Consider the following 25,046-nt stretch of genomic DNA (forward strand, 5'->3'; position numbering starts at 1 on the left):
TCCGTCCTCCCTGCGCTGGACGTCTGCCTAGGCCACGGCCGCCGCGGCGGCGCGCCCGGCGGCCCGCCCGGAGAACAGGCACCCGCCCAGGAACGTCCCCTCCAGGGCGCGGTAGCCGTGGATGCCGCCGCCGCCGAAACCTGCCGCCTCGCCGGCGGCGTACAGCCCGTCCACCGGTGCGCCGGACGCGTCCAGCACCCGGGACTGCAGGTCGGTCCGGATCCCGCCCAGGCTCTTGCGGGTCAGGACCGAGAGCCGGACGGCCAGCAGCGGGCCGTGCCGCGGATCGAGCAACGGGTGCGGCGGTGCCACGCGCATGAGCTTGTCCGTGGCGAAGCGGCGGGCGGCGCGGATGGCGGCCAGCTGCGGGTCCTTGCCCAGGCCGCTGGCAAACTGGCGGTCCCGGGCACGGATGGTGCGCTCCAGTCCATCCGCGTCGATCAGTCCGCCGCCGGCCAGCTCGTTCATCCGGGCGGCCAGTTCGTGCGGGGTTGCGGCCTGCAGGAAGTCGACCCCGCGGTCCAGGAACCGCTGCAGGGGGTTGTCCGGGGAGGGCCGCCGCCGGGTGGCCAGCAGGCGCAGGTCCTTGCCGGTGAGGTCAGGGTTTTGTTCCGAGCCGGAGAGGGCGAATTCCTTAAGCGCGATGCTGCGGTTCAGCACGAACCAGGAGTGGGCGTGCCCGGTGCCCAGGATGTGCCGGAGCGCGCCCAAGGAGTCGAAACCCGGGAACAGCGGAGCCGGCAGCGTCCGTCCGGTCGCATCGAGCCAGAGCGCGGACGGCCCGGGCAGGATGCGGATGCCGTGCCGGGGCCAGACGGGAGAGTGGTTGTGGATGCCCTCGGGGTAGTGCCACAGCCGGTCGCCGTTGACCAGGGTTCCGCCGGCCCGGGACACCGCCCCCAGGAACTCCCCGTCCACGGAGGCCGGCACCCCGGAGAGCATCTCCGCCGGGGCGTTTCCGCCCGGCCACTGGGCGCGTACGGCCGAGTGGTTGCCGCCGATTCCGCCGCTGGTGACGATCACCGCCGCCGCGGAGGCCTCGAAGCTGCCCGCCTCCTCCCGGGAGGACTGTTCGCCGCGGGGGGCGGTGCTCGGTGCGAGCACGGCGCCGTGCACCCCGTTGACCCGGCCCGCCGTCGTCGTCAGCCCGGTGGCACGGTGCCGGAAATGGAAGCTCACCCGCCCGGCGGCCTGGCCCTCCCGGAGCTTGGCCAGGAATGGTGCCACGATCGCGGGGCCGGTACCCCAGGCGACGTGGAAGCGGGGCACCGTGTTGCCGTGGCCGTCGGGTCCGTAGCCGCCGCGTTCGGCCCACTGCACGAGCGGGAACAGCCCGACGCCGAGGGAGGCCAGCCAGGACCGCTTCTCACCGGCGGCGAAATCCACGTACGCCTCGGCCCACTGCCGGGCGGAGGCGTCCTCCTCGCGGTCGAACCCGGCGGAGGCGAACCAGTCGGCGAGGGCCAGCTCGGCGCTGTCCCGGACGCCCAGGCGGCGTTGTTCCGGGGTGTTGACCAGGAAAAGCCCGCCGAAGGACCAGTGGGCCTGGCCGCCCGCGGAGGCCTCGGGTTCCTGGTCCAGCACCGCCACCCGGCGTCCCGCCGCGTAGGCCTGGGACGCGGCGACCAGCCCGGCCAGGCCGGCGCCCACCACCAGCACGTCCGCCTCAATCCGGGCGGGGGAGGGGGAGCCCGGGGAGCGGGCGGGGACTGCTTCATCGCGGGTCATGGCATCATGCTAGCGCCCGGCCCGGGACACCTGCCCGCGCCGGTTGGATTTGTCGCGCCGGACCCGGAAAACTAGGACCATGCGCCTTTACCCCACCTTCTTCCGGCTTGCCTTCTCCTGGATGGACGCCGAGCGTGCCCACAAGATCGGCTTCCAGGGCATCCGCCTCGCCCACCGCTGCGGTGCGGGCCGGCTGCTGCAGCGGCTCACGGCACCGGCGCCGTCGCTGCGGACCGAGGCGTTCGGCCTGACCTTCCCCTCACCGTTCGGCCTGGCCGCCGGCTTCGACAAGGAGGGCCACGGCATCGAGGCCCTCACGGACCTGGGCTTCGGCCACATCGAGGTGGGCACCATCACCGGCCAGGCCCAGCCCGGGAACCCGTCGCCGCGGCTGTTCCGCCTGATTGAGGACCGCGCCGTGATCAACCGGATGGGCTTCAACAACGACGGCGCCGCCGCCGTCGCGCCCCGTCTCCGCGCCGCGCGCGCGGCGCTGCAGCGCCGCTACCGGACCGTGCGGCCGGTGATCGGCATCAACATCGGCAAGAGCAAGGTGGTGGAACTTGAGGACGCGGTCGCGGACTACCTCATCAGCGCGCGCAGCCTGGCGCCGGCCGCGGACTACCTGGTGGTCAACGTCAGTTCCCCCAACACCCCCGGCCTGCGGCTGCTGCAGGACGTCGAGACCCTGCGCCCGCTGCTGACCGCCGTGGGGGAGGCGGCCGACTCCGCCGCCGGACGGCACGTTCCGCTGCTGGTCAAGATCGCCCCGGACCTCAGCGACGAGGACATCGACGACGTCGCCCGGCTGGCGCTGGACCTCAAGCTCGACGGCATCATCGCCACCAACACCACCATCGGGCGCACGGGGCTGGCCTCCGACCCGGATGCCGTGGAGTCCTGCGGGGCCGGGGGTCTCTCCGGCGCTCCGCTGAAGAAGCGGTCCCTGGAAGTCCTGGCCCGGCTGAAGGCGGCGACCGGCGGCGCGCTGACCCTCGTCTCGGTGGGCGGGGTGGAATCGGGCGAGGACGTCCGTGCCCGGCTCGAGGCCGGCGCCACCCTGGTCCAGGGGTACACCGCTTTCCTCTACGAGGGCCCGTTCTGGGCGGCGCGGATCAACCGGTACCTGGCGAAGCACCCCGTCCGTCGCTAGGCGAAGGGCCCCCGCGGGACACGCAACGCCCTCCCAGGCAGCAGCACCCACAGATGCGAAAACCCCCGGCAGCGAGGCTGCCGGGGGTTTTTAGTGGGCTGGTGGTGGGGTCAGGCCGGGTACTCGCCGCGGCCGACCTGGGGCTTGGGCATGCGCAGGCGGCGGAACTGCAGCGAACGCATCGAGCCGTACCAGACCGTGCCGCGTTCGACGTCGCCGAACTTCTCCGTGAGGCGCTTCTTCAGCTTCCGGGACAGGAAGAAGACATCGACGAAGACGGCCAGGAACATCACCCAGAAGGCGCCCAGGACGTAGATCATCTGCTCGCTGCTGGCGGGCACCAGCAGGGAGATGACCACGAAGACCAGCGCACCGAACATCAGGTATTCACCCAGGCTGTAGCGGGCGTCCACGTAGTCACGGGCGAAGCGCTTCTGCGGACCCTTGTCCCGGAGCGGGAGGAACTTCTCGTCGCCGGTGTCCATGGCCTGGCGCATCTTCAGCCGCTGCTCGGCCACCGCGGTGCGCTCCGCGGCGCGCGAGGCCTTGCGGTCCTGCGGCACCAGGGGCCGCTTGCGGGCCGCTTCCTGGGCGCTGCGCTTCGGGGTGGGCGCGCCCTTGCCGGCGGTGGGGGTACGAGCCGCGGCCACCTGCTGGTCAACTACATCCTGCGCCGAGGGCGCTTCCTTTTTCCGTCCAAACACCCCTACAGACTACCCTGCAGGGGTGCCGCTCCCGCCCCGATGACGCGGCGGCGGACGCGGGCGCCGGAGCGCGTGCCGGCGCCCGCGCCGTGCCTCCGGCGGGGCCTGTGGTGCTGTTTGAGGTGATCGGGGACACGGGTAGTGTTTTGGCCATGACTTCATCACCCGCGGGCACCCCGCAGCATTCAACAGGCGGCACCACCCAGACCGTCGATACCGCAGCCTTCCGCCAGGCCGTCACCGAGGCCTTTGACGCCACGGTCGAGCAGCTCAAGGCACTCGTCGCGATCCCCGGCATCGCCTGGCCCAGCTTCGATACCGCTCCCTTGAATGCCAGCGCCGACGCGGTGGCCGAGCTGGTCCGCGGCAGCGGTTTCGATGATGTCCGGATCCTGCGCTGCGACAAGGAGGACGGCACCCCGGGCGGACCCGCCGTCGTCGCACGCCGTCCCGCCGCGGCCGGCAAGCCAACCATCCTGCTCTATGCCCACCACGACGTCCAGCCCACCGGCGACCTCTCGCTCTGGGAGACCGAACCGTTCACCGCCGTCGAGCGGGACGGAAGGCTCTACGGCCGCGGCGCCGCGGACGACAAGGCCGGCATCCTGGCGCACGTCGCCGCCTACTCCGCGGTCAGCCGGGTGCTGGGGGAGGAGTTGGGCCTCGGCGTCACGTTCTTCTTTGAGGGCGAGGAGGAGGCCGGTTCGCCGACCTTCCGCGCATTCCTCGAAACCCACCAGGAACTGCTGCGCTCCGACGTGATCGTCGTGGCCGACTCCTCTAACTGGAAGGTCGGCATCCCCGCCCTGACCACCAGCCTCCGCGGCCTCGTGGACGGCACCATCGAGGTCAAGGTCCTGGACCACGCGGTGCACTCGGGAATGTTCGGCGGCCCCGTGCTCGACGCCCCCACCCTGCTCTCCCGCCTGATCGCCACCCTGCACGACGACGACGGCAGCGTCGCCATCGAGGGGCTGGTGGGCCGGGACGACGCCGCCGTGGACCTGACCGAGGAGGAATACCGCAAGGACGCGTCCGTGCTCGACGGCGTCAAGCTCGCCGGTACCGGCAGCATCGCCTCGCGCATGTGGACGAAGCCCGCGCTGTCCATCATCGGCATCGACGCCCCCGCCGTGAACGTCGCCTCCAACACCCTGCTGCCGCGTGCCAAGGCCAAGTTCAGCCTCCGCCTGGCCCCGGGCCAGAACCCGGACGAGGCCATGGACGCGGTCCGCCGCCACGTGGAGGCCAACGCCCCGTTCGGCGCCCAGGTGGTCTTCACCCCGGGGGAGACCGGCAGCGCCTTCATGACCGACACCTCTTCCCCGGCGGCCCGGCTGGCGATGTGGGCCCTCGGCGAGGCCTGGGGCGTGCCGGCCGTCGAGACCGGCATCGGCGGCTCCATCCCGTTCATCGCGGACCTCACCGAGCTGTATCCGGACGTCCAGATCCTGGTTACCGGCGTCGAGGACCCGGACTCCCGCGCCCACAGCGCCAACGAGTCCCTGCACCTGGAGGACTTCCGGAACGCGATCATCGCCGAGGCGCTGCTCCTGGCCCGGCTGAACGCCGAGGGACTGGCCTGATACCGGGCTTCCGGGGAACATCCGGCGGACGCGGACGGTTATCCCAGGAGTTAGAGCTACAGCACTGATCGACGTAGCATGTAGCTATAGCCCATATCGTTAAAGCAGGGGCCGGCGCCGCCGGGCGGCGCCGCTCCGACCGTCGTCAGAAGGTAGGCCATGAGCACTACAACCAATGAAACCAGCACCGACACCGCAGTCCAGGAGAGCCAGGAACTGGCCAGCCACGAGGTGCAGCTGACCGACGTCGCTGCCGGCAAGGTCCGCAGCCTGCTGGAACAGGAAGGCCGCACCGACCTGCGCCTCCGCGTCGCCGTGCAGCCGGGCGGCTGCTCCGGCCTGATCTACCAGCTCTACTTCGACGAGCGCCTCCTCGAGGGCGACGCCGTCCGCGACTACGACGGCGTCGAGGTCGTCGTGGACAAGATGAGCGTGCCCTACCTCAGCGGTGCGAGCATCGACTTTGAGGACACCATCTCGAAGCAGGGCTTCACGATCGATAACCCCAACGCCGGCGGCTCCTGCGCCTGCGGAGACTCCTTCCACTAAGGTCAATGGCCGGGCTTTCAGCCCGGCCATTGTTCCGTCCGGGGACCCTAACGCGGAAACCCCGAAAAAGGTGCCGGACCACGGCGCGGACATGTGGGCGAAAACTCCCAGGGAGCGGTAAGCTCTACACCGAGTAGTAAAACTTTTAGTGTGCCCGGATCGTTGTATGCGGCCGGGCGACAGCAACAAGTAGGAAGGGCCGTCTGTGAGTTCGCAGAACCGAACCGGCAGCCGACGCAAACAGATCACTTCGATCACTGGCTTGGCACTAGCCGGCGCGTTGGCTTTGACTGGATGTTCACCAGAGGTACAGAAAGGGTGGCTGCCGACCGAGCGCGGCACCACCAACCACACTGACCGCATCATGGACCTCTGGGTCAACTCATGGATTGCAGCCCTGGTCGTTGGCATCATCACCTGGGGCCTGATGATCTGGTGCATCGTCGCCTACCGGCGCCGCAAGGGCACCGTCGGGTTCCCCCGCCAGAACAGCTTCAACCTCCCGCTCGAGGTCTTCTACCTGACGATCCCGCTCTTCATGGTCCTGGTGTTCTTCTACTTCACCGACAGCGACCAGAAGGCAATCGACGACCGCAGCCAGCCTGCCGACGTCGTCGTCGACGTCCGCGGCAAGCAGTGGGCCTGGGACTTCAACTACAAGAAGGGTGACGTCGTCACCGAGGACGTCCACGAGGCCGGCGTCCAGGCGCACCTGACCGGCAACGACGTCGACAAGGAAAAGCTGCCGACGCTGTACCTGCCCGTCAACAAGTCCGTGGACCTGGAGCTGAACTCCCGCGACGTCATCCACTCCTTCTGGGTTCCCGCCTTCCTGCAGAAGCGCGACATGATCCCCGGCAAGACCAACTACATCCGGTTCACTCCCACCAAAGAGGGAACCTACGACGGCAAGTGTGCCGAACTCTGTGGTGAGTACCACTCCGAAATGCTGTTCCGCGTGAAGGTCGTCTCCGAGTCGGAGTTCGCCGCCCACATGAACCAGCTCCGCCAGGACGGCAACACCGGCCTGCTCGGCGAAGAGTACGACCGCAACCCGGCCCCGACCGAGAACAAGTAAGGGGAGCGCGAAGTGGCAACAACCTACTCTCAGCCCTCCGGGATCCTTGAGGCTCCCGTAGTACCCAAATCCAAGGGGCGCATCGTCGTCAACTGGATCACCTCCACGGACCACAAGACCATCGGGTACATGTACCTGATCGCGTCCTTCGTGTTCTTCTGCTTCGGCGGCGTCATGGCGCTGCTCATCCGCGCCGAACTGTTCGAACCCGGTATGCAGATCCTGCAGACCAAGGAACAGTACAACCAGCTCTTCACCATGCACGGCACGGTGATGCTCCTGATGTTCGCGACCCCGCTGTTCGCCGGCTTCGCCAACGTCATCATGCCGCTGCAGATCGGTGCCCCCGACGTCGCCTTCCCGCGACTGAACGCGCTGGCCTTCTGGTTCTTCCTCTTCGGTTCCACGATCGCGGTCTCCGGCTTCATCACCCCGCAGGGTGCCGCCTCCTTCGGCTGGTTCGCCTACGCGCCGCTGTCCAACACCACCTTTAGCCCCGGCGTCGGCGGTGACCTCTGGGTCTTCGGCCTGGCCCTCTCCGGCTTCGGTACCATCCTGGGTGCGGTCAACTTCATCACCACGATCATCTGCATGCGCGCCCCGGGCATGACCATGTGGCGTATGCCGATCTTTACCTGGAACACCCTGGTCACCGCCATCCTGGTGCTCATGGCCTTCCCGCCGCTGGCCGCGGCCCTCTTCGCCCTCGGCGCCGACCGCCGCTTCGGTGCGCACATCTTCGACCCGGAGAACGGCGGCGCCGTCCTCTGGCAGCACCTGTTCTGGTTCTTCGGCCACCCCGAGGTCTACATCATCGCCCTGCCGTTCTTCGGCATCGTCTCGGAGATCTTCCCGGTCTTCAGCCGCAAGCCGATCTTCGGCTACAAGGGCCTGGTCTACGCCACCATCTCCATCGCCGCACTGTCCGTCACCGTGTGGGCCCACCACATGTACGTCACCGGCTCGGTCCTGCTGCCGTTCTTCTCCTTCATGACGATGCTGATCGCGGTTCCCACCGGCGTGAAGTTCTTCAACTGGATCGGCACCATGTGGCGGGGTTCCATCACCTTCGAAACCCCCATGCTGTGGAGCATCGGCTTCCTGGCCACCTTCCTCTTCGGCGGCCTGACCGGCATCATCCTGGCCTCCCCGCCGCTGGACTTCCACGTCTCCGATACGTACTTCGTCGTGGCGCACTTCCACTACGTGGTGTTCGGTACCGTCGTGTTCGCCATGTTCGCCGGCTTCTACTTCTGGTGGCCGAAGTGGACGGGCAAGATGCTCAACGAGCGCCTCGGCAAGATCCACTTCTGGATGCTGTTCCTCGGCTTCCACGGCACCTTCCTCATCCAGCACTGGCTCGGCGTCATGGGCATGCCGCGCCGCTACGCCGACTACATGCCGGAAGACGGCTTCACCTGGATGAACCAGTTCTCCACGTACTCCTCCTTCCTGCTGGGCGCCTCGCTGATCCCGTTCTTCTGGAACGTCTACATCACCTGGCGGAGCAACGAGAAGGTCATGGTCGACGATCCGTGGGGCTTCGGTGCCTCGCTGGAATGGGCAACCTCCTGCCCGCCGCCGCGCCACAACTTCACCTCGCTGCCCCGGATCCGGTCCGAGCGTCCCGCCCTGGACCTGCACCACCCGGAGCTCGCCCAGAGCTACACCATCGACTCCCCGGCGCCGGCTGCTGCGACGCTCGGTAACGCCGACCAGAAGGACGCCTAACTGTGAAAATCGAATCTAGAATTTTTGGACTCGGTGTGTTCTTCTTCATCCCGGTCGCGATCGTCTACGGCTTCATGACGAACTGGAGCGAGTGGGTCGGCATCCTGGGCATCCTGCTGGTCGCCGGCCTGGCCGGCATGATCGGCGCCTACCTGGGCTTCACCGGCAAGCGCGTCGGCCTGCGTCCCGAGGACCGCAGCGACGCCGAGATCCACGAGGGTTCCGGCGAGCAGGGCCACTTCAGCCCTTGGAGCTGGTGGCCGCTGGTCCTGGGCCTCGCCTGCGCAGGTGGCTTCCTGGGCATCGCAGTCGGCTTCTGGATCACCTTCATCGCCGGTGGCCTGGCCATCGTGGCGCTGATCGGCTGGGTCTACGAGTACAGCCGCGGAGACCACGCCCACTAGGCACCGCACGGGCTTTCGCCCGGCACCGCTAACGACGACGGGGACCCCACCATCCGGTGGGGTCCCCGTCGTTTTTGTTTGTTACTGCTCCGCCAGCAGGGTGCCAAGGTCGCTGAGGGCGGCCTCCGCGTCCTCGGCGCTGCGGCCTTCCGGAATCCTGGCGGCGTCGATGGCCAGCTCCACCTCGCAGCCGCGTTCGAAGTCCTCCGTCATGACTTCGAGCAGGGACCGGGCGTCCACGCCGCGCTGGCCGGGCCGGGCGATTGTGACGGGCAGGCCGGTGGCGGTGACGGCGCGGACAAACTCTGCCGCCGGCCGGGCGTGCAATCCGATTTCGGCGTGGATGACGGCCTTGTGTACGGGCAAGGGAGGCTCCTGATGGGGTCAAGCGAAAGATGCAGCCTCCAGCGTAGCCGGGGGAGCGGAGAGCCGGGAAACCGCGAGCCCGGATTGGTCTAGACCTGTGGCGCGGGTGCCCTACGCTTAATTCATGACAGCTTGCACGAGGCCCGGCCGTGGGAAGTAACGCCGCCCGGATGGCCGGCGAGATCGACCGTTCCAGCGGGGTTCCCATCTACGTCCAGCTGCGCGAGATCCTGCGCACCCACATCGCCACCTCCTGCCCGCCGGGCTCGGCCCTGCCGTCGGAGCGGGAGCTCTCAGAGCGGTTCGGCTTGGCCCGCATGACCGTCCGCCAGGCTATCGACGCCCTCGTCGGTGAGGAGGTCATCGAACGGGTCGTGGGGCTAGGGACGTTCGTCAGGAAACCAAAGCTGGACCTCCAGGTGAAGCTGACCTCCTACAGCGAGGAAATGCAGCGCCGCGGCATGGTCCCGGCGGCCAAGGTCCTCAGCTTCGAGCAAATCGGCGCCAGCGCGTTCCTGGCCCGCGAACTCCAGCTGGAGGAGGGAACGCCCGTGGTCCGCTTCCGGCGGCTCCTTCTGGCGGACAACGAACCCATGAGCGTGGACGAGAACTTCATTCCCGCACACCGCGTGCCGGGCCTGCTCGACGGTGATCCGCCGACGTCGCTCTACAACGTCCTCAGCGAACGCTACGGCCTGGTGATGGAGTGGGGCGAGGACATGATCGAGGCGACCGCCGCCTCGCCGTCGACCGCCCGGCTGCTCAATGTCGAGGTAGGTTCGCCGCTGCTGAAGATCCAGCGGCACGCCTTCGTGGCCCGCGCCATGGTGGACTACTCAGTCTCCTATTACCGGGCCGACCGGTACAAGCTCTGGGTCCCGTTGCAGCGGCCCGGCGTGCGTCCCACCAGGAACTACGTCAGCGGCTACCGGCCCTAGGCGCCGGTCGCCACGGGGACCAGGCCATAGCACTGGACGTCCCCGGAAACACAGAAGAGGCCCGATCCATCAGGACCGGGCCTCTTCTATGTCTTATGAGGGGAGACTAGTGGCTGAGCGTCTTCTGCTCGGCGTTCGCCTCGACCGCCTCGTGGGCGCCGTGGTGGCTGTGGGCCGCCGCGAGCTCCGTGGGCGTGACCGGTGCCACCCGGTCCTCGAAGAACCAGCGGGAGAGCTTGGCGCGGCGGTTTTCCTTGCGGTCCACCACACCCTTCTCGTTCGGCTGGGCCGGGAGCGGCTTCGGGGACTCGAAGCCGACCAGCTTGTAGCGCTTGTACTCGTCCAGCGGGGCGTGGACCTCGATGAACTCACCGTGCGGCAGGCGCACGATGCGGCCGGTCTCACGGCCGTGCAGGGCGATCTCACGGTCCTTGCGCTGCAGCGCCAGGGCGACGCGCTTGGTCACGATGAACGCGATGACCGGGCCGATGAAGAACAGTGCGCGCAGCCAGTAGGTGACGTCGTTCAGGGCCACGTGGAAGTGCGTGGCGATGAGGTCGGAACCAGCTGCTGCCCACATCACGCAGTACCACACGAAGCCGGCCATGCCGATGGCGGTACGGGTCGGGGCGTTGCGCGGACGGTCCAGGACGTGGTGCTCGCGGTCATCCTTGGTGATCCAGCGTTCGATCCACGGGTAAGTGAACATCACGGTGAAGAGGATGCCCGCCGGGACCAGGGCCGGCAGCAGGACGTTGAAGGTGAATACGTGGCCGAAGAAGATCTGCTCCACGTGCCAGTTGCCGAACGTGCCGGGCATCAGGCGGAGGGCGCCGTCGACGAATCCGATGTACCAGTCAGGCTGGGTGCCTGCGGAGACGGGGGAGGGGTCGTAGGGACCGTAGTTCCAGATCGGGTTGATGGTGAAGAAACCGGCCATGAGGGCGATGACACCGAACACGATGAAGAAGAAGCCGCCGGCCTTGGCCGCGTAGACCGGGCCGAGGGGGTAGCCGACGACGTTGCCGTCGTTGCGTCCCGGGCCGGGGTACTGGGTGTGCTTGTGCACGACGACCATGAACAGGTGCGCGGCGATCATCAGGAGGATCAGGGCCGGAACCAGCAGGATGTGCAGCACATACAGGCGGCCGATGATGGCCGTGCCCGGGAACTCGCCGCCGAAGAGGAAGAACGAGATGTAGGTGCCGATCACGGGGATGGACTTGATCACGCCGTCGATGATGCGCAGGCCGTTACCGGAGAGCAGGTCATCGGGGAGGGAGTAACCGGTGAAGCCGGCGGCCATGGCCAGGATCAGCAGGACGGAGCCGATGACCCAGTTCATCTCGCGGGGCTTGCGGAAGGCGCCGGTGAAGAACACGCGGAGCATGTGCACGGCCACGGAGGCCACGAACAGCAGTGCCGACCAGTGGTGCACCTGGCGCATGAACAGGCCGCCGCGGACATCGAAGGAGATGTTCAGCGAGGAGTTGTACGCCACGGACATCTCGACGTTCTTCAGCGGCATGTAGGAACCCTGGTAGTGGGTCTCAGCCATCGACGGATCGAAGAAGAAGGTCAGGAAGGTGCCGGAGAGCAGCAGGATGACGAAGGAGTACAGCGCCACCTCGCCGAACATGAAGGACCAGTGGTCGGGGAAGACCTTCCGGCCGAATTCGCGGAGGATGCCCGATCCGCCGACGCGCTGGTCGACGAAGTCGGTGATGCGGCCGCCCTTGGTCTTGGCGACGAAGGTGGGGGTGTCAGCTGTTGATGTTGCGCTCATGCTCATCACGCTCCCAGTAGCTAGGTCCAACAGGTTCTTTGAAGTCGCTCGTCGCGTAGAGGTAACCCTCATCGTCAACGGCGATGGGCAGCTGCGGGAGCGGCCGGCTGGCGGGGCCGAAGATGACCTTGCATTCCTGGGTCAGGTCGAAGGTCGACTGGTGGCACGGGCACAGCAGGTGGTGCGTCTGCTGCTCGTAGAGAGCGACAGGGCAACCGACGTGGGTGCAGATCTTGGAGTAGGCAACGATGCCGTTGTAGCCCCAGTCCTCGCGCCCCGGGGAGGGGTTGAGCGATTCCGGGTTCAGGCGCATGAGCAGGACGACCGACTTGGCCTTCTCGTTCAGCTTGCCCGACTCCAGCTCGTTCAGGCCTTCCGGGATGACGTGGAAGGCGGAGCCGATGGTGACGTCCGAGGCCTTGATGGGGGTGCCATCAGGGTCGCGGGTGAGGCGCTTGGTCTTGCCGTTGACCGGTGCCCACATGGTGTGGGCCAGCTTGTCGTCCGGACGGGGACCGAGGTCGCCGAAGACGGCCAGGGCCGGCAGCGGGGCGAGGGCGACGGCACCGAGCAGGGTGTTGCGGATCAGCGGGCGGCGCTTGATGCCGGTTTCCTCGACGATGTCGTCGACGATCCGGACGGCGGCCTGGCGGTCCTCTTCGGTGCGGATGGCGTGACGCTCTTCCGACACTTCGTGGTCCGGCATGAGGGCCTTCGCCCAGTGCACGATGCCCGTGCCGATGCCCAGCATCGCGAACGCGGTGCCGATGCCCAGCAGGGTGTTCTGCAGCCGGATGGTGGCGATCGAGGAGTCGTTTCCAAGATCGATGGCGAAGTACGCCACCAGGAATATCAGGGTACCAACGACGGATACGCCGAACAGGAGGGCCACCTGCCGTTCCGCTCGCTTTGCGGCCTTCGGGTCCGTGTCAGCCAGGCGCAAACGGTGCGGGGGAATTCCAGGATCCTGGAACTTCTCCACCTCGCTCTGACCAGCCGTAGCTACGGTGCCCGAGTGGTTCGGACTGCCGTCACTATGGTTGCCCATAATTCGCCTCATCCTTCTCTCGTCCCGGCTCTCGCCGGGTTAGTTTTCAATTCAACCTGCCGGCGGGCCGGCAGAAATTCTTACGGGGTGCGGAGCCTAGGAGGTCCGCGAGGTCAGCCAGATGGTGAAGGCGATGATGACGCCCAGGCCGGCGATCCAGACAAACAGGCCTTCGGAGACCGGGCCGAGGGCGCCGAGGTCGTTGCCGCCCGGGGAGCCGTTGGATTCGATCTGCTTGAGGAAGGTGATGATGTCGCGCTTGCCCTCGGGGGAGACGTTGGCGTCGGAGAAGACCGGCATGTTCTGCGGGCCGGTGACCATGGCCTCGTAGATGTGCTTGCCGGACACGTCGGCCAGGGCCGGGGCGAACTTGCCCTTGGTCAGCGCGCCACCGGCAGCGGCGGCGTTGTGGCACATGGCGCAGTTGGTGCGGAACAGCTCGCCACCCTTGGCGGCGTCGCCCTTCTCGTCGAGGACTCCGGCTTCCGGGATGGAGGGGCCGGGGCCCAGGGAGGCTACATAGGCAGCCAGCTGGTGGGTCTGCTCCTCGTTGAACTGGGCGGGCTTCTTGTAGGCCTGCGGACCGTTCATCTGCATGGGCATACGGCCGGTTCCCACCTGGAAGTCAACCGCGGCGGCGCCGACGCCGACGAGCGACGGGCCCGCCTGCGATCCGCTGGCACCCATGCCATGGCAGGTGGCGCAGTTGGCGGCGAACAGCTTGCCGCCTTCCTCCGCGTCGCTTGCGCTGAAGCTCGTGGTGTCGGCCTTGGCCTGGTTGACGGTGGTGGCGACGGCGTACAGCCCACCAGTGATGAGGAGGCCCATCAACAACAGTGCAACTGCTGCCAGTGGGTGACGTCGCTTCTGCGAGAGTGCCTTCACGTGGTGGTTCCTTTTTTCGATGCTGCGTTGGCTCCGGGAGCCGCTTCTTGAAATTCTATCTCTTGTAGAAAGAGAGACAAGGGGTGGCTACTTGAGGACGTAGATGACCAGGAAGAGGCCGATCCACACGACGTCGACGAAGTGCCAGTAGTACGAGGTGACGATCGCGGACGTTGCCTCGAAGTGTCCGAACTTCTTGGCCGCGAAGGAGCGTCCCATGATGAGCAGGAACGCGATGAGGCCGCCGATGACGTGGAGGCCGTGGAAGCCGGTGGTCATGTAGAACGCCGAGCCGTAAGCGTTGGAGGAGAGCGAGACGTGCTCGGAGACGAGCATGGCGTACTCGGTCGACTGGCCGGCCACGAAGAACGCACCCATGATGAATGTGAGCGTGAACCACTCATTCATTCCCCAGCGGGAGAAGCTCAGCGGACCGCCAAGGCGGCGCGGCTGAAGCCGTTCCGCGGCGAAGACGCCCATCTGGCAAGTGAAGGAACTGGCCACGAGGACGATCGTGTTAACGAGCGCAAAGGGGAAGTTGAGCTTGGCCGTCTCTTCAGCCCACATCTGTCCGGACGTCGAACGGAGTGTGAAGTACATGGCAAAGAGACCGGCGAAGAACATCAACTCACTGGAGAGCCAGACAACGGTTCCAACGGAAACCATGTTCGGGCGGTTCAGCGTGGGGTGCGCCGGGGTACTGGGGGCATGGGTCGCAGATGTCACATAGACATTATGTCTGTAAAAGTCCTGTGTGCCCAACGCGAACCGCCTTTTGAGGGCACTTTTTCTACAAAGACGCGAAATCGCGGGGAAAAGTTCCGCGGGCCTTCGCATTGGGCATTGCGGCTCCCGGCTCGATAGCATCGGACCGTGACTTCCCAGGCATCTACACCGGCTGCAAGCAGGACCTGGCCGCGCCTTATCGGCGCCCTGATCAAGGGTGAGGACCTCACCGCCGGCGACACCGCCTGGGCCATGGCCTCGATCATGTCCGGTGAGGCCTCGCCGGCACAGGTGGCCGGGTTCCTTGTATCGCTGCGCGCCAAGGGCGAGACGGTGGCCGAACTCACAGGCCTGGTCGAGTCGATGATCAACTCCGCCAACCCGCTGGAGATCGTCGGGGAGAAGCTGGACATCGTCGGCACCGGCGGGGACCAGCTGAACACCGTGAACATCTCCACCATGGCCGCGCTCATCTCCGCCGGCGCCGGCGCCAAAGTGGTCAAGCACGGCGGTCGGGCGGCGTCGTCGGCGTCCGGCTCCGCCGACGTTCTCGAGGCGCTCGGCGTCCGGTTGGACCTGCCGATCCCGCGGGTGGCCCGCAACGCCGAAGAAGCGGGCATCACCTTCTGCTTCGCCCAGGTCTTCCACCCCTCCATGCGGCATGCCGCCGTCGCCCGGCGCGACCTTGGTGTTCCGACGGCCTTCAACTTCCTGGGGCCAATGACCAACCCGGCGCACGTCCAGGCCTCCGCGGTGGGTGTGGCTAACGAGCGGATGGCGCCGCTGGTGGCCGGGGTGCTGGCCCGGCGCGGCAGCCGCGGCCTGGTGTTCCGCGGCGACGACGGCCTCGATGAACTGACCACCACCGGCCCCTCCCGCATCTGGGAGATCCGGAACGGCGACGTCGCCGAGCAGACCTTCGACCCGCGCGAGCTGGGCATCCGTCAGGCGACGGTGGCGGAACTGCGCGGAGGCGACGCCGCGGCGAACGCCGCCGTCGTTCGGTCCGTGCTGGCCGGAGATCCCGGGCCGGCGCTGGACGCGGCCCTGCTTAATGCCGCGGCGGGCCTGGTGGCCTTCGACCTGGATGCCGCCGGGCCGCTGACCGAGCGGATGGCCGCGGCGATGAAGCGGGCCGAGGAAGCTGTGCACTCGGGTGCCGCCGCCGCCGTCCTGGACCGCTGGGTGGCGCTGTCCCGCGACTAAACAGTCGCCGGCCGCGCGTGGCTGTGAGCGCTCGAGTGTCTACTGCCTGAGCCTTTGTTGCGCGAGGCGCTTACTGCTCGAAGCCGAGGGCGAAGGCCGCGTCGAGGTCGTGCTGGGAGTAGGCGCGGAAGGCGATGTGCGTGGTGGTGTGCACCACAGCCGGAACTTTGGAGAGCTTGTCCGCGATGACATCCGCCAGATCCTCGTGCTTGGCCACCCGGGCGATGGCGATCAGATCCCACTCGCCGGTGACGGAGTAGACCTCGCTGATGCCCGGGATCGACGAAATTTTCTCGGCCGTCTCCGGGATGGCGGAAGCGTCAGTCTTGATCAGGACGAAAGCGGTGATCACGTGGGGACCTTTCGGAGCGGGTGCATCATTGCCGGGGTGCCGCAGCAGGGCCGAAGCCGCCGGTGCGGGCAGGCCCGGATGGTTGCAAGCCTAGTCCATCAGCTCCCGCTGCGGCGGGAGCGCAGCCGCCTCACGCCCGCGGCCAGGAGGCGCCAGCCGAGCAGGAAAACGGCGACGGCAATCAGGGCGACAATCACGAACGGAAGTACCACTACCTGGCCGGTGAGGGCCCGAAGCAGCATGCCCACCGCCACCGTGGCGAGCCAGATGACGACGCCGGTCGGCCACACCGCCAGCGGACGGCGCCAGAGACGGAAGACCAGCCAGCCAGCCGCGGCTCCGGCCAGGAACGGCCACGCGGTGGCCAGCACGCCGGTGACGATTTCGCCGCGCTGGTGGGCGTCGCGCCCGATGGCGGCGAAGAGCAGGATCAGGAGCGCGTCCGCGGCAGCCGCCAGGATCGCGGTGCGCGGCGCGGGGCGGCGCCCGTCTAGGGGCTGGTTCTGGTGCGGTGCTGGGGCGCTAAGGGGCATGCCCCAAGTTTAACCGGGATCGGCAGGACCGGATTCCTGTGCCCGGAAGCTCGACCGATCCCCGGCCGGTTCCCCGGACCGTGGATTTCGTCGCCCCGCGCGGCTAGCATGGGCGCGACTCATTACATCGGCAGAAACAGCACGAAGGGGTGCGCAATGACAACACTCGCCGATCGGCCGACAACGGGCCTGGTCGTGATCGACGTCCAGAATGGCGTCGTCGAGGGAGCCTACGAGCGGGACCGGGTGGTCCGGAACATCGGTGGGCTGGTCGAGAGGGCCCGCGAGGCGGGGGTTCCGGTGGTCTGGGTGCAGCACTCTTCCGAGCACCTGGCACGCGGCAGCGAAGAGTGGGGAATCGTCCCCGAACTCTCGCCGCACGACTCCGAGCCGGTGGTCCACAAGAAGTATGCCGACTCGTTCGAGGACACCGACCTGGAGGAGGTCCTCGCTTCGGCCGGGATCGGCAGGCTGGTGGTGTCGGGCGCCCAGACGGACGAATGCATCCGGTCCACCATCCACGGCGCGTTCGTCCGCGGCTACGACGTGACGCTGGTGGGTGACGCGCACACCACCGAGGACCAGTCCGAGTGGGGTGCTCCCAGCCCGGACCTGGTCATTGCGCACACCAATCTCTACTGGCAGTTCCACACCGCCCCGGGCCGCACCGCGGCGGTGCAGGACGCCGCCGCGGTGGACTTTGCCGGCGACAGTACGGGGGAGGAAGCCTAAAGCTCCCCGGTGAGGAACTGGGCGGTGCCGTTGCCGAAGGACCAGTCGGCGGCGTCGTTCTCGGTGATGGTGACGATCAGGTCCTGGGGGCTGATGCCGCACTTCGCCTCGAGTCCCGTGGCCAGGAGCCGGTAGAGCTTCTGCTTCGCGTCCTCCGCCCGGCGCCGGCTGGTGAAGCGCAGGACGACGAGATCGTTGCTGCGGGTCATCCCCAGCCCGGTGTCCAGGGCGACCATCTCGTTGGGCTTGTGCTGGGTCAGGATCTGGTATCGGTCGGTGGGCGGCACCTCGAAGGCCTCCACCATTGACTCGTGAACCGTGTCCAGCAACGCCTGCAGCTGGTCCTGGGTGCGTCCTTCGACGACGTCGATGTTGATCAGTGGCATGGTGCCTCCCGGGTCGGTGCAGTGCGGGACTGCGTTGAATGCTGTCACTTATGGGCAAGTCACCGGAGCTGGCCAAAATTCCGCCAATACCTCTGTGTCATAATATTCGCATGAATGCAGATAAGCCGTGCGGCCTGGACGTCGACGGCGAGTACGTCGAGTTGGCCGTCGAGGTCTTCGCGATGTTGGCGGACGCCACCCGGGTCCGGATCATCCTGGCGTTGCGCGACGGCGAGCTGTCCGTCAACGAGCTGGCCGAGACCGTGGGGAAGCCCCAGTCCGCGGTCTCCCAGCATCTCGCCAAACTCCGCATGGCGCGGATCGTCTCAACCCGGCACGAGGGCACGCGGGTGTACTACCGGCTCGAGAACGAACACGCCCGCCAGCTCGTGGCGGATGCGATCTACCAGGCCGAACACACCTTGGGCGGCACCCCCCGGCACCACCACGCAGACCAAGAGAGCGGAACGGCATGAAAGACATCACCGATGGCAGCGTGCCGCAGGCCGCCGCCCACCAGCACGACCACGACGACGCGAACGGCCACAGTCACGACCACGACCATGCGCACAGTCACGACCACGACCACTCGCATGACGATGGGCACGGGCACGGGCACGACCACTCGCACGACCATGGCCACGAACACCCGGGCGGACTTCGCGGGTTCCTGCACGGACTGTTCGTCCCGCATAGCCACGACGCCGCCGACTCCGTCGATGAGGCCATGGAGTCGTCGGCCAAGGGCATCCGGGCGCTGAAGATTTCGCTGGTGGTCCTGGCAGTTACGTCGCTCCTGCAGCTGGTGGTCTTCCTCTTCAGCGGCTCCGTGGCGCTCCTGGCAGACACCATCCACAACTTTTCGGACGCCCTGACCGCGGTGCCGCTCTGGATCGCCTTCATCCTCAGCCGCCGCGCCGCCACCCGGACCTATAACTTCGGTTACGGCCGGGCCGAGGACCTCGCCGGCCTGTTCATCGTTGCCATGGTGGCGCTGTCCGCCGTCGTCGCGGCCGTCGAATCGGTCATCCGCATCTTCCAGCCCGAGCCCCTCACCAACCTCGTCTGGGTGCTGGCGGCCGGTCTCATTGGCTTCGCCGGCAACGAGATCGTGGCCGTCTACCGCATCAGGGTGGGCAAGGAAATCGGGTCCGCGGCCCTCGTGGCGGACGGCGTGCATGCCCGCACCGACGGTTTCACCTCCCTGGCCGTGGTGGCCGGCGTCGTCGGCGTCTGGCTCGGCTTCCCGCTGGCGGACCCGCTGATCGGCATCCTGATCTCGATCACCATCTTTGTGCTGCTCTGGGGAACGGTGCGGGACATCGGACGGCGCCTGCTCGACGGCGTCGACCCCGCCTTGGTGGACCGGACCGAGGCGGCCATCGAACCCGTGGCACCCGGATCCACTGTCCGGCTCCGCTGGTCCGGGCACCGGCTCCACGTCGAGGTCACCACCCCGGCGCACGCCCACTGGACTATGGCCGAGCTGTCAGACGCCACCCGGTCCATTGAGCAGGCGGTGCGGGGCGGAGTCCGCAACGTCGGAACGGTCGTCGTCGTTGCCGGCTAGGCAACGGACCGGCCGGGTATCAGTGCATCCGGAGGAGGGGAGCCCCGCGAGAACCGGGGCGGCCATCCCCGGCCATGGACGCTTTTTCGTCACAGACGCCGCGCTGGAGATGATCGGCGTGTTCGGTGGCACCCTGCACTGCTACCTGGCCGACGGCGGATGCCGGAAGCAGGGCCTCTATTTTTCCAGGACCCTGCCGCGGAAACCGCTGCGGTGCCAGCTGGAACCGGCGGGGGAGGACGCCGTCGAGCTAAGCGTCAGCGCGGACCTTGCTCCCAGGCTGGACGGGGCGGTGCTCGACTTCGGGCTCTACAACAAGATGCAGCGGTTCGTCTGGACGTCGCTGCCGGGGACCAAGGGGCCGCAGTGCACCTGCCTGCGCTCCACCGGGGCGCCCGCCGGTAAGCGTTCGCCGTGCCTCGACGATCAGGGCACTGGCCTGACCGATCTCCGCTAAGAGCCAGGACGCAGGCCACAACGGCCCGGGCATGACTGTGGGGCGGGACCGAATGGTCCCGCCCCACAGTCACTTCAGGGTGTGATCAGGCCCGCGAACGAAGGACCGTGACCGAGCGGTCACGCACGATCAGGGTCTCGACCGGGGCCTGAACCTGCTGCTCCGGGTCGGTGGAGAGCGCCAGCTCCCATTCCTGACCGGGTGCCGACGGGATTGTGAACTCCACCCCGTTTTCGGCCGCATTGAAGAGCACCGCGAACGCGTCGGCGCCCTCGTGCTCGAGCACGAAGGCGATGGCGCGGTGGTCCTCGGTCCAGTCCTCGTCGCCGAAGCCCTCGGCGTCAGCCCGCAGCACCCGGACGGTGTCCGCGCTGCCGGCCTCGGGGGCGTGGCGGTACCAGGTGGGGCGCAGCGCCGGGTTCTCACGGCGGAGGGTGATCAGCTGGGTGGTGAACTCCAGCAGGTCGCCGTCCACCTTGTTCCAGTCGAACCAGGAAATCTCGTCATCCTGGCAGTAGGCGTTGTTGTTGCCGCCCTGGCTGCGCCCCATTTCGTCGCCGCCGAGGATCATCGGGACGCCGGCGGAGAGCAGCAGGGTGGAGAGGAAGTTACGGCGCTGGCGGTCCCGAAGCTCGTTGACCGCCGAATCGTCGGTCTGTCCCTCCACGCCGTGGTTGGCCGAGCGGTTGTCGCTCTCGCCGTCGTTGTTGTCCTCGGCGTTGGCCTCGTTGTGCTTCTCGTCGTAGGCGGTCAGGTCGGCCAGGGTGAACCCGTCGTGCGCGGTGATGAAGTTGACGCTGGAGACCGGGGCGCGGCGGCTGCCCTCGTAGACGTCCGGGCTGCCGAGGAAGCGCTGGGCGAAGTCGCCCAGGATGTTCTCGCCGCCGTGCCAGAAGTCACGGGCGTCGTCGCGGTATTTGCCGTTCCATTCGGACCAGTCGGCCGGGAAGCCTCCCACCTGGTAGCCGGCGGTGTCCCACGGCTCGGCGATCATCTTCACCGGGGCGAGGACCGGATCCTGCTCGATCAGGGTGAGGAAGGCGCTGTGTAGTTCGGCGCTGCCGTCCTGGCGGGTCAGCGTGGTGGCCAGGTCGAAGCGGAAGCCGTCGACGTGCATCTCCGTTACCCAGTAGCGGAGCGAGTCCATGATCAGGCCCAGGGCGGCGGGGTGGCCGACGTTGAGGCTGTTGCCCGTGCCGGTGGTGTCGAAGTAAGCCGACTCCTCGCCCTCGACGAGGCGGTAGTAGGCCGCGTTGTCGATGCCCTTGAAGGACAGGGTGGGGCCCATGTGGTTGCCCTCGGCCGTGTGGTTGTAGACGACGTCGAGGATGACCTCGAGGCCGGCCGCGTGGAGCGCCTTGACCATGGCCTTGAACTCGGCGACCTGGCCGCCGCCGTCGCCCGCGGAGCTGTAGTCGCCGTGCGGGGCGAAGAAGCCGATGCTGTTGTAGCCCCAGTAGTTCCGGAGGCCCTTCTCCTCGAGGTGGCTGTCTTGGACGAACTGGTGGACGGGGAGCAGTTCGACGGCGGTCACGCCCAGGTCCGTCAGGTGCTTGATGGCCGCCGGGTGCGCCAGGCCGGCGTAGGTGCCGCGGATGTCCTCGGGGACGTCCGGGTGCTGCTGGGTGAAGCCCTTGACATGGACCTCGTAGACCACAGTCTCGGCGAGGGGAGTGCGGGGGGCGATGTCGGGGGAGCCCGCGTCCCAGTCGAAGGACGGGTCGGTCACGACGCAGCGGGGCGTCGAATCGGCGGAATCGGACTCGTCGAAGACGGTCGGATCGTTCAGGTCGTGCGAGAAGACGGCCTGGCCCCAGTCGTAGCCGCCCTCGACGGCGGTGGCGTGCGGGTCCAGCAGCAGCTTGTTCACGTTGTGCCGCAGGCCGGCGTCCGGGTTCCAGGCCCCGTCGACGCGGATCCCGTAGCGGGTGCCCACCTCGACGCCGGGGACCACGGCGTGGAAGACGTGGCCGGTGCGTTCGGCGAGCGCGGTCCGGGTCTCGTTGCCGTCTCCGTCGAAGACGCAGAAGTCGACGGCGTCGGCAGTCTGCGAGTAGATCGCCACGTTGGCGCCGTCTTCACGCAGCGTGACGCCCAGGGGATAGGGGAGGGAACGCGTGGCGGATGCCGAAGTCATGCGATGCTCGTTTCTCTACGGAAGTGTTAGCCCTCAGTATAGTAAGCATGCTGACGAAAGCTTGAACCGCGACGGCGGGATGTCACAGTTCGGTTGGGGATCGCTCCGGACTCCGCCGGGGCGGGTCCATGCCGGGCGTTAATGCCTGCGCTGATCAATGCGTGGGCTGCTGGAGATAGAGCGGATGCAGTTGCTGCCAGAGCAGCCGGGCGTCGCAGCGTCCCTTGCCCGCGAGGTGGGACCGCAGGTCCACGACGTGGATCTGGTCCCCGGCGGCGTAGGCGGCCAGGTTCGTCAGTGGCAGGCCATGGTCCTCGAACACCAGCAGGGTCCCGGTGCCGTGAGGTGCCAGGGTGATCTTCATCAGCCCCTCGGGTTCATCCTCGGACGAGGTGGCGATCCGGATGGCCCTGCCCTTCTCGCACGCCTCGATGCGGCAGGTACCCTCCCAGCCGCTCGCAAAGTAGCGCGCCCGGTACTCGCCCCCAACGGTGGGGGCTGCCGCAAGCGGCTCTCCCGACATCCCTGCCAGCTCGCCGAGCCAGGCGCCCAGCTCGCTTAGCCCGGTCAGCGCCCTCCATACGGTACCGACGGGCGCGTCCAGGTATTCCTCGAGGCGGACGAACCCCGACGTGCCTGCGGCGTGCAGGGTCCCCAGCAGTCGCGGTGTGTCAGTTTCGGCGTCGGTCATGGGGCCGAGCCTAGCCCGCTTCCATCCTGCAGTCGACGGACCAGGCGGAACCGTTCGAGGACCACCAGGGTGTCGTCGCGGACCGTGAAGCCGGGCTCGCCCAGTGCCGCCCGCATCTGGTCGCTGTGCCAGAAGTTCTCATGTCCGGCGCGCCACTCGGCCACCGTTTCGTAGCCTTCGCCCTCGTCCCGGGCATGGTCCAGATCCACCTCGGCCAGTGACACCCGGCGCACACCCGTGGTCTCGATGACAGCAACGGCACGCCCCGCCGAATCCAGGACCTGCTGCCGCGCCCCGACGATCGGTAATGGCTCGTCGGCGCGCGCATACTCCACGGCGAGCGACGTCGTCGACGTCTTCCGGCCATCCAGGATGGCACCCACGAGCGCGTCCCTCAACGGTCCGGGAAAGGCGAACTCGGCGTGTGGCAGGTCCTCGTCAGTACTCATAGCTCCCCATCCTCCATGGGCTGGACGCTTCAGGCTAAACGGCGAAGATGGATGCCTGCGGGAGCTTCCCCCGACGCGCCGGATCGGGTTGACTGACAATAGGGTCCGTCCTTGGACCTCTAAGGGGGAGATTGTGGGATCAAAGGGAACGTTGTTCATCGGGTCCGGAGTGGCCCTTCTGGCGGTAGCGCTCATCATGATGCCGTTGCCCCTGTTCGATGCGCTCTCGGGCCGGGGCGCGCCGGGGGTGGCCCTCATCGCCGGTACCGTATGCCTGCTCGCAGGGCTGGGGCTCCTGGTGACGGGACTTCGACGCCGGTCCCGCAACCTGCGTACGCCGCGTACCTACGCGACGCAGGAGCCGACGTCGCTTGACGAGGATCGTCCGGCCAACCCCTATGCACTGCCGAAGTCCTACGGGGCCATCCCGCCTCTCCACTGACGCGTCCGGACGCAGGTGTGGGATGCCCCTCCGCAGGCACCCCACACCCCGGGCTCACCGGACGGTGACGCTGACCAGCAAGTCCTTGAGACGGTCATAGTCTTTGGTCTTCATCCACGCCTTGGCCGCCCCCTGGCTGGGAAACGCCGGGTCGGCGAAGATTACCCGCGTAAAAAGCCCATCCCCGCCAGAACCCACCAGGCCGCACCAGGAGGAGACGCCGTCGCCCTCCTGCAGGGAGCGGGGATCCGTGAGGCCCATGGAGTAGGTCTCGCCGCCGGGGGAGACTTCGCTGACAAAGCCGAACGCTGCTGGTCCGCCGTCGGCTGTGGGAATGCCGGGAGCGGCGGCGCGGTCCAAGACCGTGCGGGAGACGGGGCCGCCGGCGCAACCGGCCGTAACACCCCGGGCCAGTAGCACCCGGTCCTTGCCGTACTGGTCCGTGACCAGGGCCTCCACGCCGGGCAGCCCTGCGGGGGGCGTCGAGGTTTGCACGGTCCAGTCGGCAGGGTAGGCGAAGCTCAGTCCGCCGTCCGGAAAGGTGTAGACCTTCGCGTCGCCGGCGTCGCGGCCTTTTGCAGTGGGCGGAGGGACGGAGGCCTTGGTCGTTGCTTCAACGGACGACGTCGACGTCAACTCGGCGGTGTCCCGCACCACCGGAGACCCGGCGGAGCTCATGCCGGCGTTGCCCGGGTAGGGTCCGCACGCTATGAGCGCGAACCCAAGGCCCAGACCGGCGGCCATGACAACGGGCAGCAGCACTTTTCGGTGATTCAACATCTTCGACCCCATTTCAGTTGCGGCGGACATTTGTCCGTGTGAAATGAAGGTTTCCGGGGGACGCCGGATCCTTACGGCGTTGGTACATTCGACCGCGCCGGGTTACCAGCCGCCGGTGCCGGGTGCGCCCTTGAACGGGCCCACGATGTTGGCGGTGATCCAGCCGCCGTAGAAGCCGCCCTCCTGCGGGGTGACCCGTTCGCCGTCGATCTCGCAGGCGTCCATCAGGCCGGGATAGAGCGCCACCCGGCCACGCAGGGATTCGAAGCCCTTAGCCGGCTCCGGGTACGTCCAGCCGGCCCGATGTGCCGTCGATGACCCGGAGACGACGTCGAAGTACCGGGCCTCGCCCTTGAATTCGCAGAAGCTGGACCCCTCCGCCGGCCGCAGCGCCCGGGCCGGGAAGGCCTCGATAGGCAGGTAGTACACCGGGGGATGGCTGGTTTCCAGGACACGGACCGAATCGGTGGTGTCGGCGATGACCTGCCCGCCGAAGCGCACCACCACGCGTTCGCTGCGGTGTTCGACGCGAGGGGGCCGGGGATAGTCCCAGACGGATTCCTGCCCGGGGGCCGGGGGAATGGGACGGGGATGCCGGGAGAAGAGGCTCATTGGATCGTTGCCGGGGC

The 25,046-nt window shown here is 67.6% G+C and carries 27 protein-coding genes; 12 read left to right on the plus strand and 15 right to left on the minus strand.

Annotated features, from left to right (window positions below; all coding sequences use genetic code 11):
- Positions 1-27: 27 nt before the first annotated feature.
- On the minus strand, positions 28-1,728 hold the full coding sequence (locus QWJ39_RS10805) for an FAD-binding dehydrogenase (RefSeq protein WP_290257792.1): 1,701 nt from the start codon (positions 1,726-1,728) through the stop codon (positions 28-30).
- A 79-nt stretch (positions 1,729-1,807) separates the two neighbouring features.
- On the opposite strand from QWJ39_RS10805, the gene QWJ39_RS10810 reads away from it, so the two are divergent.
- Positions 1,808-2,881: a quinone-dependent dihydroorotate dehydrogenase gene (locus QWJ39_RS10810; RefSeq protein ID WP_290257793.1), complete on the plus strand. Its 1,074-nt coding sequence runs from the start codon at positions 1,808-1,810 to the stop codon at positions 2,879-2,881.
- A gap of 110 nt (positions 2,882-2,991) precedes the next feature.
- On the opposite strand, the gene QWJ39_RS10815 is transcribed toward QWJ39_RS10810, so the two are convergent.
- Positions 2,992-3,585 (minus strand): DUF3043 domain-containing protein, encoded by a 594-nt coding sequence (locus QWJ39_RS10815; RefSeq protein ID WP_290257794.1) that lies wholly within the window; start codon positions 3,583-3,585, stop codon positions 2,992-2,994.
- 152 nt (positions 3,586-3,737) lie between these two features.
- Here QWJ39_RS10815 and QWJ39_RS10820 point away from each other — a divergent pair, with 152 nt between their 5' ends.
- The 5 genes from QWJ39_RS10820 (at position 3,738) to QWJ39_RS10840 (ending at position 8,933) form a co-directional block, all read left to right on the plus strand.
- Complete coding sequence (locus QWJ39_RS10820; protein ID WP_290257795.1) at positions 3,738-5,171, plus strand: dipeptidase; 1,434 nt, start codon at positions 3,738-3,740, stop codon at positions 5,169-5,171.
- A 159-nt stretch (positions 5,172-5,330) separates the two neighbouring features.
- On the plus strand, positions 5,331-5,720 hold the full coding sequence (locus tag QWJ39_RS10825) for an iron-sulfur cluster assembly accessory protein (RefSeq protein ID WP_290257796.1): 390 nt from the start codon (positions 5,331-5,333) through the stop codon (positions 5,718-5,720).
- A 205-nt stretch (positions 5,721-5,925) separates the two neighbouring features.
- The gene (gene coxB / locus QWJ39_RS10830) at positions 5,926-6,798 is read left to right on the plus strand and encodes a cytochrome c oxidase subunit II (RefSeq protein ID WP_290257797.1); all 873 of its coding nucleotides are present in this window, start codon (positions 5,926-5,928) and stop codon (positions 6,796-6,798) included.
- Between the two features lie 12 nt (positions 6,799-6,810).
- Positions 6,811-8,529 carry a cytochrome c oxidase subunit I gene (ctaD, locus tag QWJ39_RS10835; protein ID WP_290257798.1) on the plus strand — a complete coding sequence of 573 codons (1,719 nt, stop codon included), beginning with the start codon at positions 6,811-6,813 and terminating at the stop codon, positions 8,527-8,529.
- 2 nt (positions 8,530-8,531) lie between these two features.
- Positions 8,532-8,933, plus strand: a complete 402-nt coding sequence (locus tag QWJ39_RS10840; protein ID WP_290257799.1) for a cytochrome c oxidase subunit 4 — start codon at positions 8,532-8,534, stop codon at positions 8,931-8,933.
- Between the two features lie 81 nt (positions 8,934-9,014).
- Here the strand turns inward: QWJ39_RS10840 and QWJ39_RS10845 are convergent, their stop codons facing one another.
- Positions 9,015-9,299, minus strand: a complete 285-nt coding sequence (locus QWJ39_RS10845) for an HPr family phosphocarrier protein (protein WP_290257800.1) — start codon at positions 9,297-9,299, stop codon at positions 9,015-9,017.
- A 170-nt stretch (positions 9,300-9,469) separates the two neighbouring features.
- On the opposite strand from QWJ39_RS10845, the gene QWJ39_RS10850 reads away from it, so the two are divergent.
- The gene (locus tag QWJ39_RS10850) at positions 9,470-10,237 is read left to right on the plus strand and encodes a GntR family transcriptional regulator (protein WP_290257897.1); all 768 of its coding nucleotides are present in this window, start codon (positions 9,470-9,472) and stop codon (positions 10,235-10,237) included.
- A gap of 106 nt (positions 10,238-10,343) precedes the next feature.
- Here the strand turns inward: QWJ39_RS10850 and QWJ39_RS10855 are convergent, their stop codons facing one another.
- From QWJ39_RS10855 to QWJ39_RS10870, 4 genes are all read right to left on the minus strand, one after another.
- On the minus strand, positions 10,344-12,023 hold the full coding sequence (locus QWJ39_RS10855; protein WP_290257801.1) for a ubiquinol-cytochrome c reductase cytochrome b subunit: 1,680 nt from the start codon (positions 12,021-12,023) through the stop codon (positions 10,344-10,346).
- A complete protein-coding gene (locus tag QWJ39_RS10860) occupies positions 12,001-13,071 on the minus strand; it encodes a Rieske 2Fe-2S domain-containing protein (RefSeq protein WP_290257802.1) in 1,071 nt (356 codons plus the stop codon). The genes QWJ39_RS10855 and QWJ39_RS10860 overlap by 23 nt, the downstream gene beginning before the upstream one ends.
- Before the next feature lie 96 nt (positions 13,072-13,167).
- Positions 13,168-13,956: a cytochrome c gene (locus tag QWJ39_RS10865; protein WP_290257803.1), complete on the minus strand. Its 789-nt coding sequence runs from the start codon at positions 13,954-13,956 to the stop codon at positions 13,168-13,170.
- An 87-nt stretch (positions 13,957-14,043) separates the two neighbouring features.
- On the minus strand, positions 14,044-14,718 hold the full coding sequence (locus QWJ39_RS10870) for a heme-copper oxidase subunit III (RefSeq protein ID WP_290257804.1): 675 nt from the start codon (positions 14,716-14,718) through the stop codon (positions 14,044-14,046).
- A 111-nt stretch (positions 14,719-14,829) separates the two neighbouring features.
- Between QWJ39_RS10870 and trpD the strand changes: the two genes are divergently transcribed.
- Positions 14,830-15,888 carry an anthranilate phosphoribosyltransferase gene (gene trpD / locus QWJ39_RS10875; protein ID WP_290257805.1) on the plus strand — a complete coding sequence of 353 codons (1,059 nt, stop codon included), beginning with the start codon at positions 14,830-14,832 and terminating at the stop codon, positions 15,886-15,888.
- A gap of 70 nt (positions 15,889-15,958) precedes the next feature.
- Here trpD and QWJ39_RS10880 read toward each other — a convergent pair whose 3' ends face one another.
- Positions 15,959-16,240 carry an Lrp/AsnC ligand binding domain-containing protein gene (locus tag QWJ39_RS10880; RefSeq protein WP_290257806.1) on the minus strand — a complete coding sequence of 94 codons (282 nt, stop codon included), beginning with the start codon at positions 16,238-16,240 and terminating at the stop codon, positions 15,959-15,961.
- Positions 16,241-16,338: 98 nt separating this feature from the next.
- Entirely contained in the window at positions 16,339-16,773 is a 435-nt protein-coding gene (locus QWJ39_RS10885) for a DUF3054 domain-containing protein (protein ID WP_290257807.1), read from the minus strand.
- A 156-nt stretch (positions 16,774-16,929) separates the two neighbouring features.
- Here QWJ39_RS10885 and QWJ39_RS10890 point away from each other — a divergent pair, with 156 nt between their 5' ends.
- Positions 16,930-17,505, plus strand: a complete 576-nt coding sequence (locus QWJ39_RS10890) for a cysteine hydrolase family protein (RefSeq protein WP_290257808.1) — start codon at positions 16,930-16,932, stop codon at positions 17,503-17,505.
- On the opposite strand, the gene QWJ39_RS10895 is transcribed toward QWJ39_RS10890, so the two are convergent.
- Positions 17,502-17,891 carry a tautomerase family protein gene (locus QWJ39_RS10895; RefSeq protein ID WP_290257809.1) on the minus strand — a complete coding sequence of 130 codons (390 nt, stop codon included), beginning with the start codon at positions 17,889-17,891 and terminating at the stop codon, positions 17,502-17,504. The two genes, QWJ39_RS10890 and QWJ39_RS10895, sit on opposite strands and share 4 nt — an antisense overlap.
- 110 nt (positions 17,892-18,001) lie before the next feature.
- Here QWJ39_RS10895 and QWJ39_RS10900 point away from each other — a divergent pair, with 110 nt between their 5' ends.
- The 3 genes from QWJ39_RS10900 to QWJ39_RS10910 all read left to right on the plus strand — a co-directional run bounded on the left by QWJ39_RS10900 (position 18,002) and on the right by QWJ39_RS10910 (position 19,918).
- Positions 18,002-18,367 carry a metalloregulator ArsR/SmtB family transcription factor gene (locus tag QWJ39_RS10900; protein WP_290257810.1) on the plus strand — a complete coding sequence of 122 codons (366 nt, stop codon included), beginning with the start codon at positions 18,002-18,004 and terminating at the stop codon, positions 18,365-18,367.
- On the plus strand, positions 18,364-19,461 hold the full coding sequence (locus tag QWJ39_RS10905; RefSeq protein WP_290257811.1) for a cation diffusion facilitator family transporter: 1,098 nt from the start codon (positions 18,364-18,366) through the stop codon (positions 19,459-19,461). The genes QWJ39_RS10900 and QWJ39_RS10905 overlap by 4 nt, the downstream gene beginning before the upstream one ends.
- Before the next feature lie 109 nt (positions 19,462-19,570).
- Positions 19,571-19,918: a peptidase gene (locus QWJ39_RS10910; RefSeq protein ID WP_290257812.1), complete on the plus strand. Its 348-nt coding sequence runs from the start codon at positions 19,571-19,573 to the stop codon at positions 19,916-19,918.
- A gap of 85 nt (positions 19,919-20,003) precedes the next feature.
- Here QWJ39_RS10910 and glgX read toward each other — a convergent pair whose 3' ends face one another.
- The 5 genes from glgX to QWJ39_RS10935 all read right to left on the minus strand — a co-directional run bounded on the left by glgX (position 20,004) and on the right by QWJ39_RS10935 (position 25,029).
- Positions 20,004-22,055, minus strand: coding sequence for a glycogen debranching protein GlgX (gene glgX, locus QWJ39_RS10915; protein ID WP_290257813.1), 2,052 nt, complete (start codon positions 22,053-22,055; stop codon positions 20,004-20,006).
- A 154-nt stretch (positions 22,056-22,209) separates the two neighbouring features.
- On the minus strand, positions 22,210-22,746 hold the full coding sequence (locus QWJ39_RS10920; protein ID WP_290257814.1) for an SRPBCC domain-containing protein: 537 nt from the start codon (positions 22,744-22,746) through the stop codon (positions 22,210-22,212).
- Positions 22,743-23,195 (minus strand): ASCH domain-containing protein, encoded by a 453-nt coding sequence (locus QWJ39_RS10925; protein ID WP_290257815.1) that lies wholly within the window; start codon positions 23,193-23,195, stop codon positions 22,743-22,745. Before QWJ39_RS10925 ends, QWJ39_RS10920 begins: the two co-directional genes overlap by 4 nt.
- Before the next feature lie 496 nt (positions 23,196-23,691).
- Positions 23,692-24,399 (minus strand): hypothetical protein, encoded by a 708-nt coding sequence (locus QWJ39_RS10930; protein WP_290257816.1) that lies wholly within the window; start codon positions 24,397-24,399, stop codon positions 23,692-23,694.
- A gap of 120 nt (positions 24,400-24,519) precedes the next feature.
- Positions 24,520-25,029: a DUF427 domain-containing protein gene (locus QWJ39_RS10935; RefSeq protein WP_290257817.1), complete on the minus strand. Its 510-nt coding sequence runs from the start codon at positions 25,027-25,029 to the stop codon at positions 24,520-24,522.
- Positions 25,030-25,046: the final 17 nt, after the last annotated feature.

The sequence above is a fragment of the Arthrobacter sp. YD4 genome (genome assembly GCF_030410515.1).
Taxonomy (GTDB): domain Bacteria; phylum Actinomycetota; class Actinomycetes; order Actinomycetales; family Micrococcaceae; genus Arthrobacter.

Excerpts from the sequence above, each read along its gene's own strand:
- QWJ39_RS10805 (WP_290257792.1), bottom strand. The coding sequence starts at position 1,728 with ATGACCCGCGATGAAGCAGTCCCCGCCCGCTCCCCGGGCTCCCCCTCC.
- QWJ39_RS10810 (WP_290257793.1), top strand. The coding sequence starts at position 1,808 with ATGCGCCTTTACCCCACCTTCTTCCGGCTTGCCTTCTCCTGGATGGAC.
- QWJ39_RS10820 (WP_290257795.1), top strand. The coding sequence starts at position 3,738 with ATGACTTCATCACCCGCGGGCACCCCGCAGCATTCAACAGGCGGCACC.
- QWJ39_RS10825 (WP_290257796.1), top strand. The coding sequence starts at position 5,331 with ATGAGCACTACAACCAATGAAACCAGCACCGACACCGCAGTCCAGGAG.
- QWJ39_RS10850 (WP_290257897.1), top strand. The coding sequence starts at position 9,470 with ATGGCCGGCGAGATCGACCGTTCCAGCGGGGTTCCCATCTACGTCCAG.
- QWJ39_RS10855 (WP_290257801.1), bottom strand. The coding sequence starts at position 12,023 with ATGAGCGCAACATCAACAGCTGACACCCCCACCTTCGTCGCCAAGACC.
- QWJ39_RS10860 (WP_290257802.1), bottom strand. The coding sequence starts at position 13,071 with ATGGGCAACCATAGTGACGGCAGTCCGAACCACTCGGGCACCGTAGCT.
- QWJ39_RS10885 (WP_290257807.1), bottom strand. The coding sequence starts at position 16,773 with ATGCCCCTTAGCGCCCCAGCACCGCACCAGAACCAGCCCCTAGACGGG.
- QWJ39_RS10890 (WP_290257808.1), top strand. The coding sequence starts at position 16,930 with ATGACAACACTCGCCGATCGGCCGACAACGGGCCTGGTCGTGATCGAC.
- QWJ39_RS10895 (WP_290257809.1), bottom strand. The coding sequence starts at position 17,891 with ATGCCACTGATCAACATCGACGTCGTCGAAGGACGCACCCAGGACCAG.
- QWJ39_RS10900 (WP_290257810.1), top strand. The coding sequence starts at position 18,002 with ATGAATGCAGATAAGCCGTGCGGCCTGGACGTCGACGGCGAGTACGTC.
- QWJ39_RS10905 (WP_290257811.1), top strand. The coding sequence starts at position 18,364 with ATGAAAGACATCACCGATGGCAGCGTGCCGCAGGCCGCCGCCCACCAG.
- QWJ39_RS10910 (WP_290257812.1), top strand. The coding sequence starts at position 19,571 with ATGATCGGCGTGTTCGGTGGCACCCTGCACTGCTACCTGGCCGACGGC.
- glgX (WP_290257813.1), bottom strand. The coding sequence starts at position 22,055 with ATGACTTCGGCATCCGCCACGCGTTCCCTCCCCTATCCCCTGGGCGTC.
- QWJ39_RS10920 (WP_290257814.1), bottom strand. The coding sequence starts at position 22,746 with ATGACCGACGCCGAAACTGACACACCGCGACTGCTGGGGACCCTGCAC.
- QWJ39_RS10925 (WP_290257815.1), bottom strand. The coding sequence starts at position 23,195 with ATGAGTACTGACGAGGACCTGCCACACGCCGAGTTCGCCTTTCCCGGA.
- QWJ39_RS10935 (WP_290257817.1), bottom strand. The coding sequence starts at position 25,029 with ATGAGCCTCTTCTCCCGGCATCCCCGTCCCATTCCCCCGGCCCCCGGG.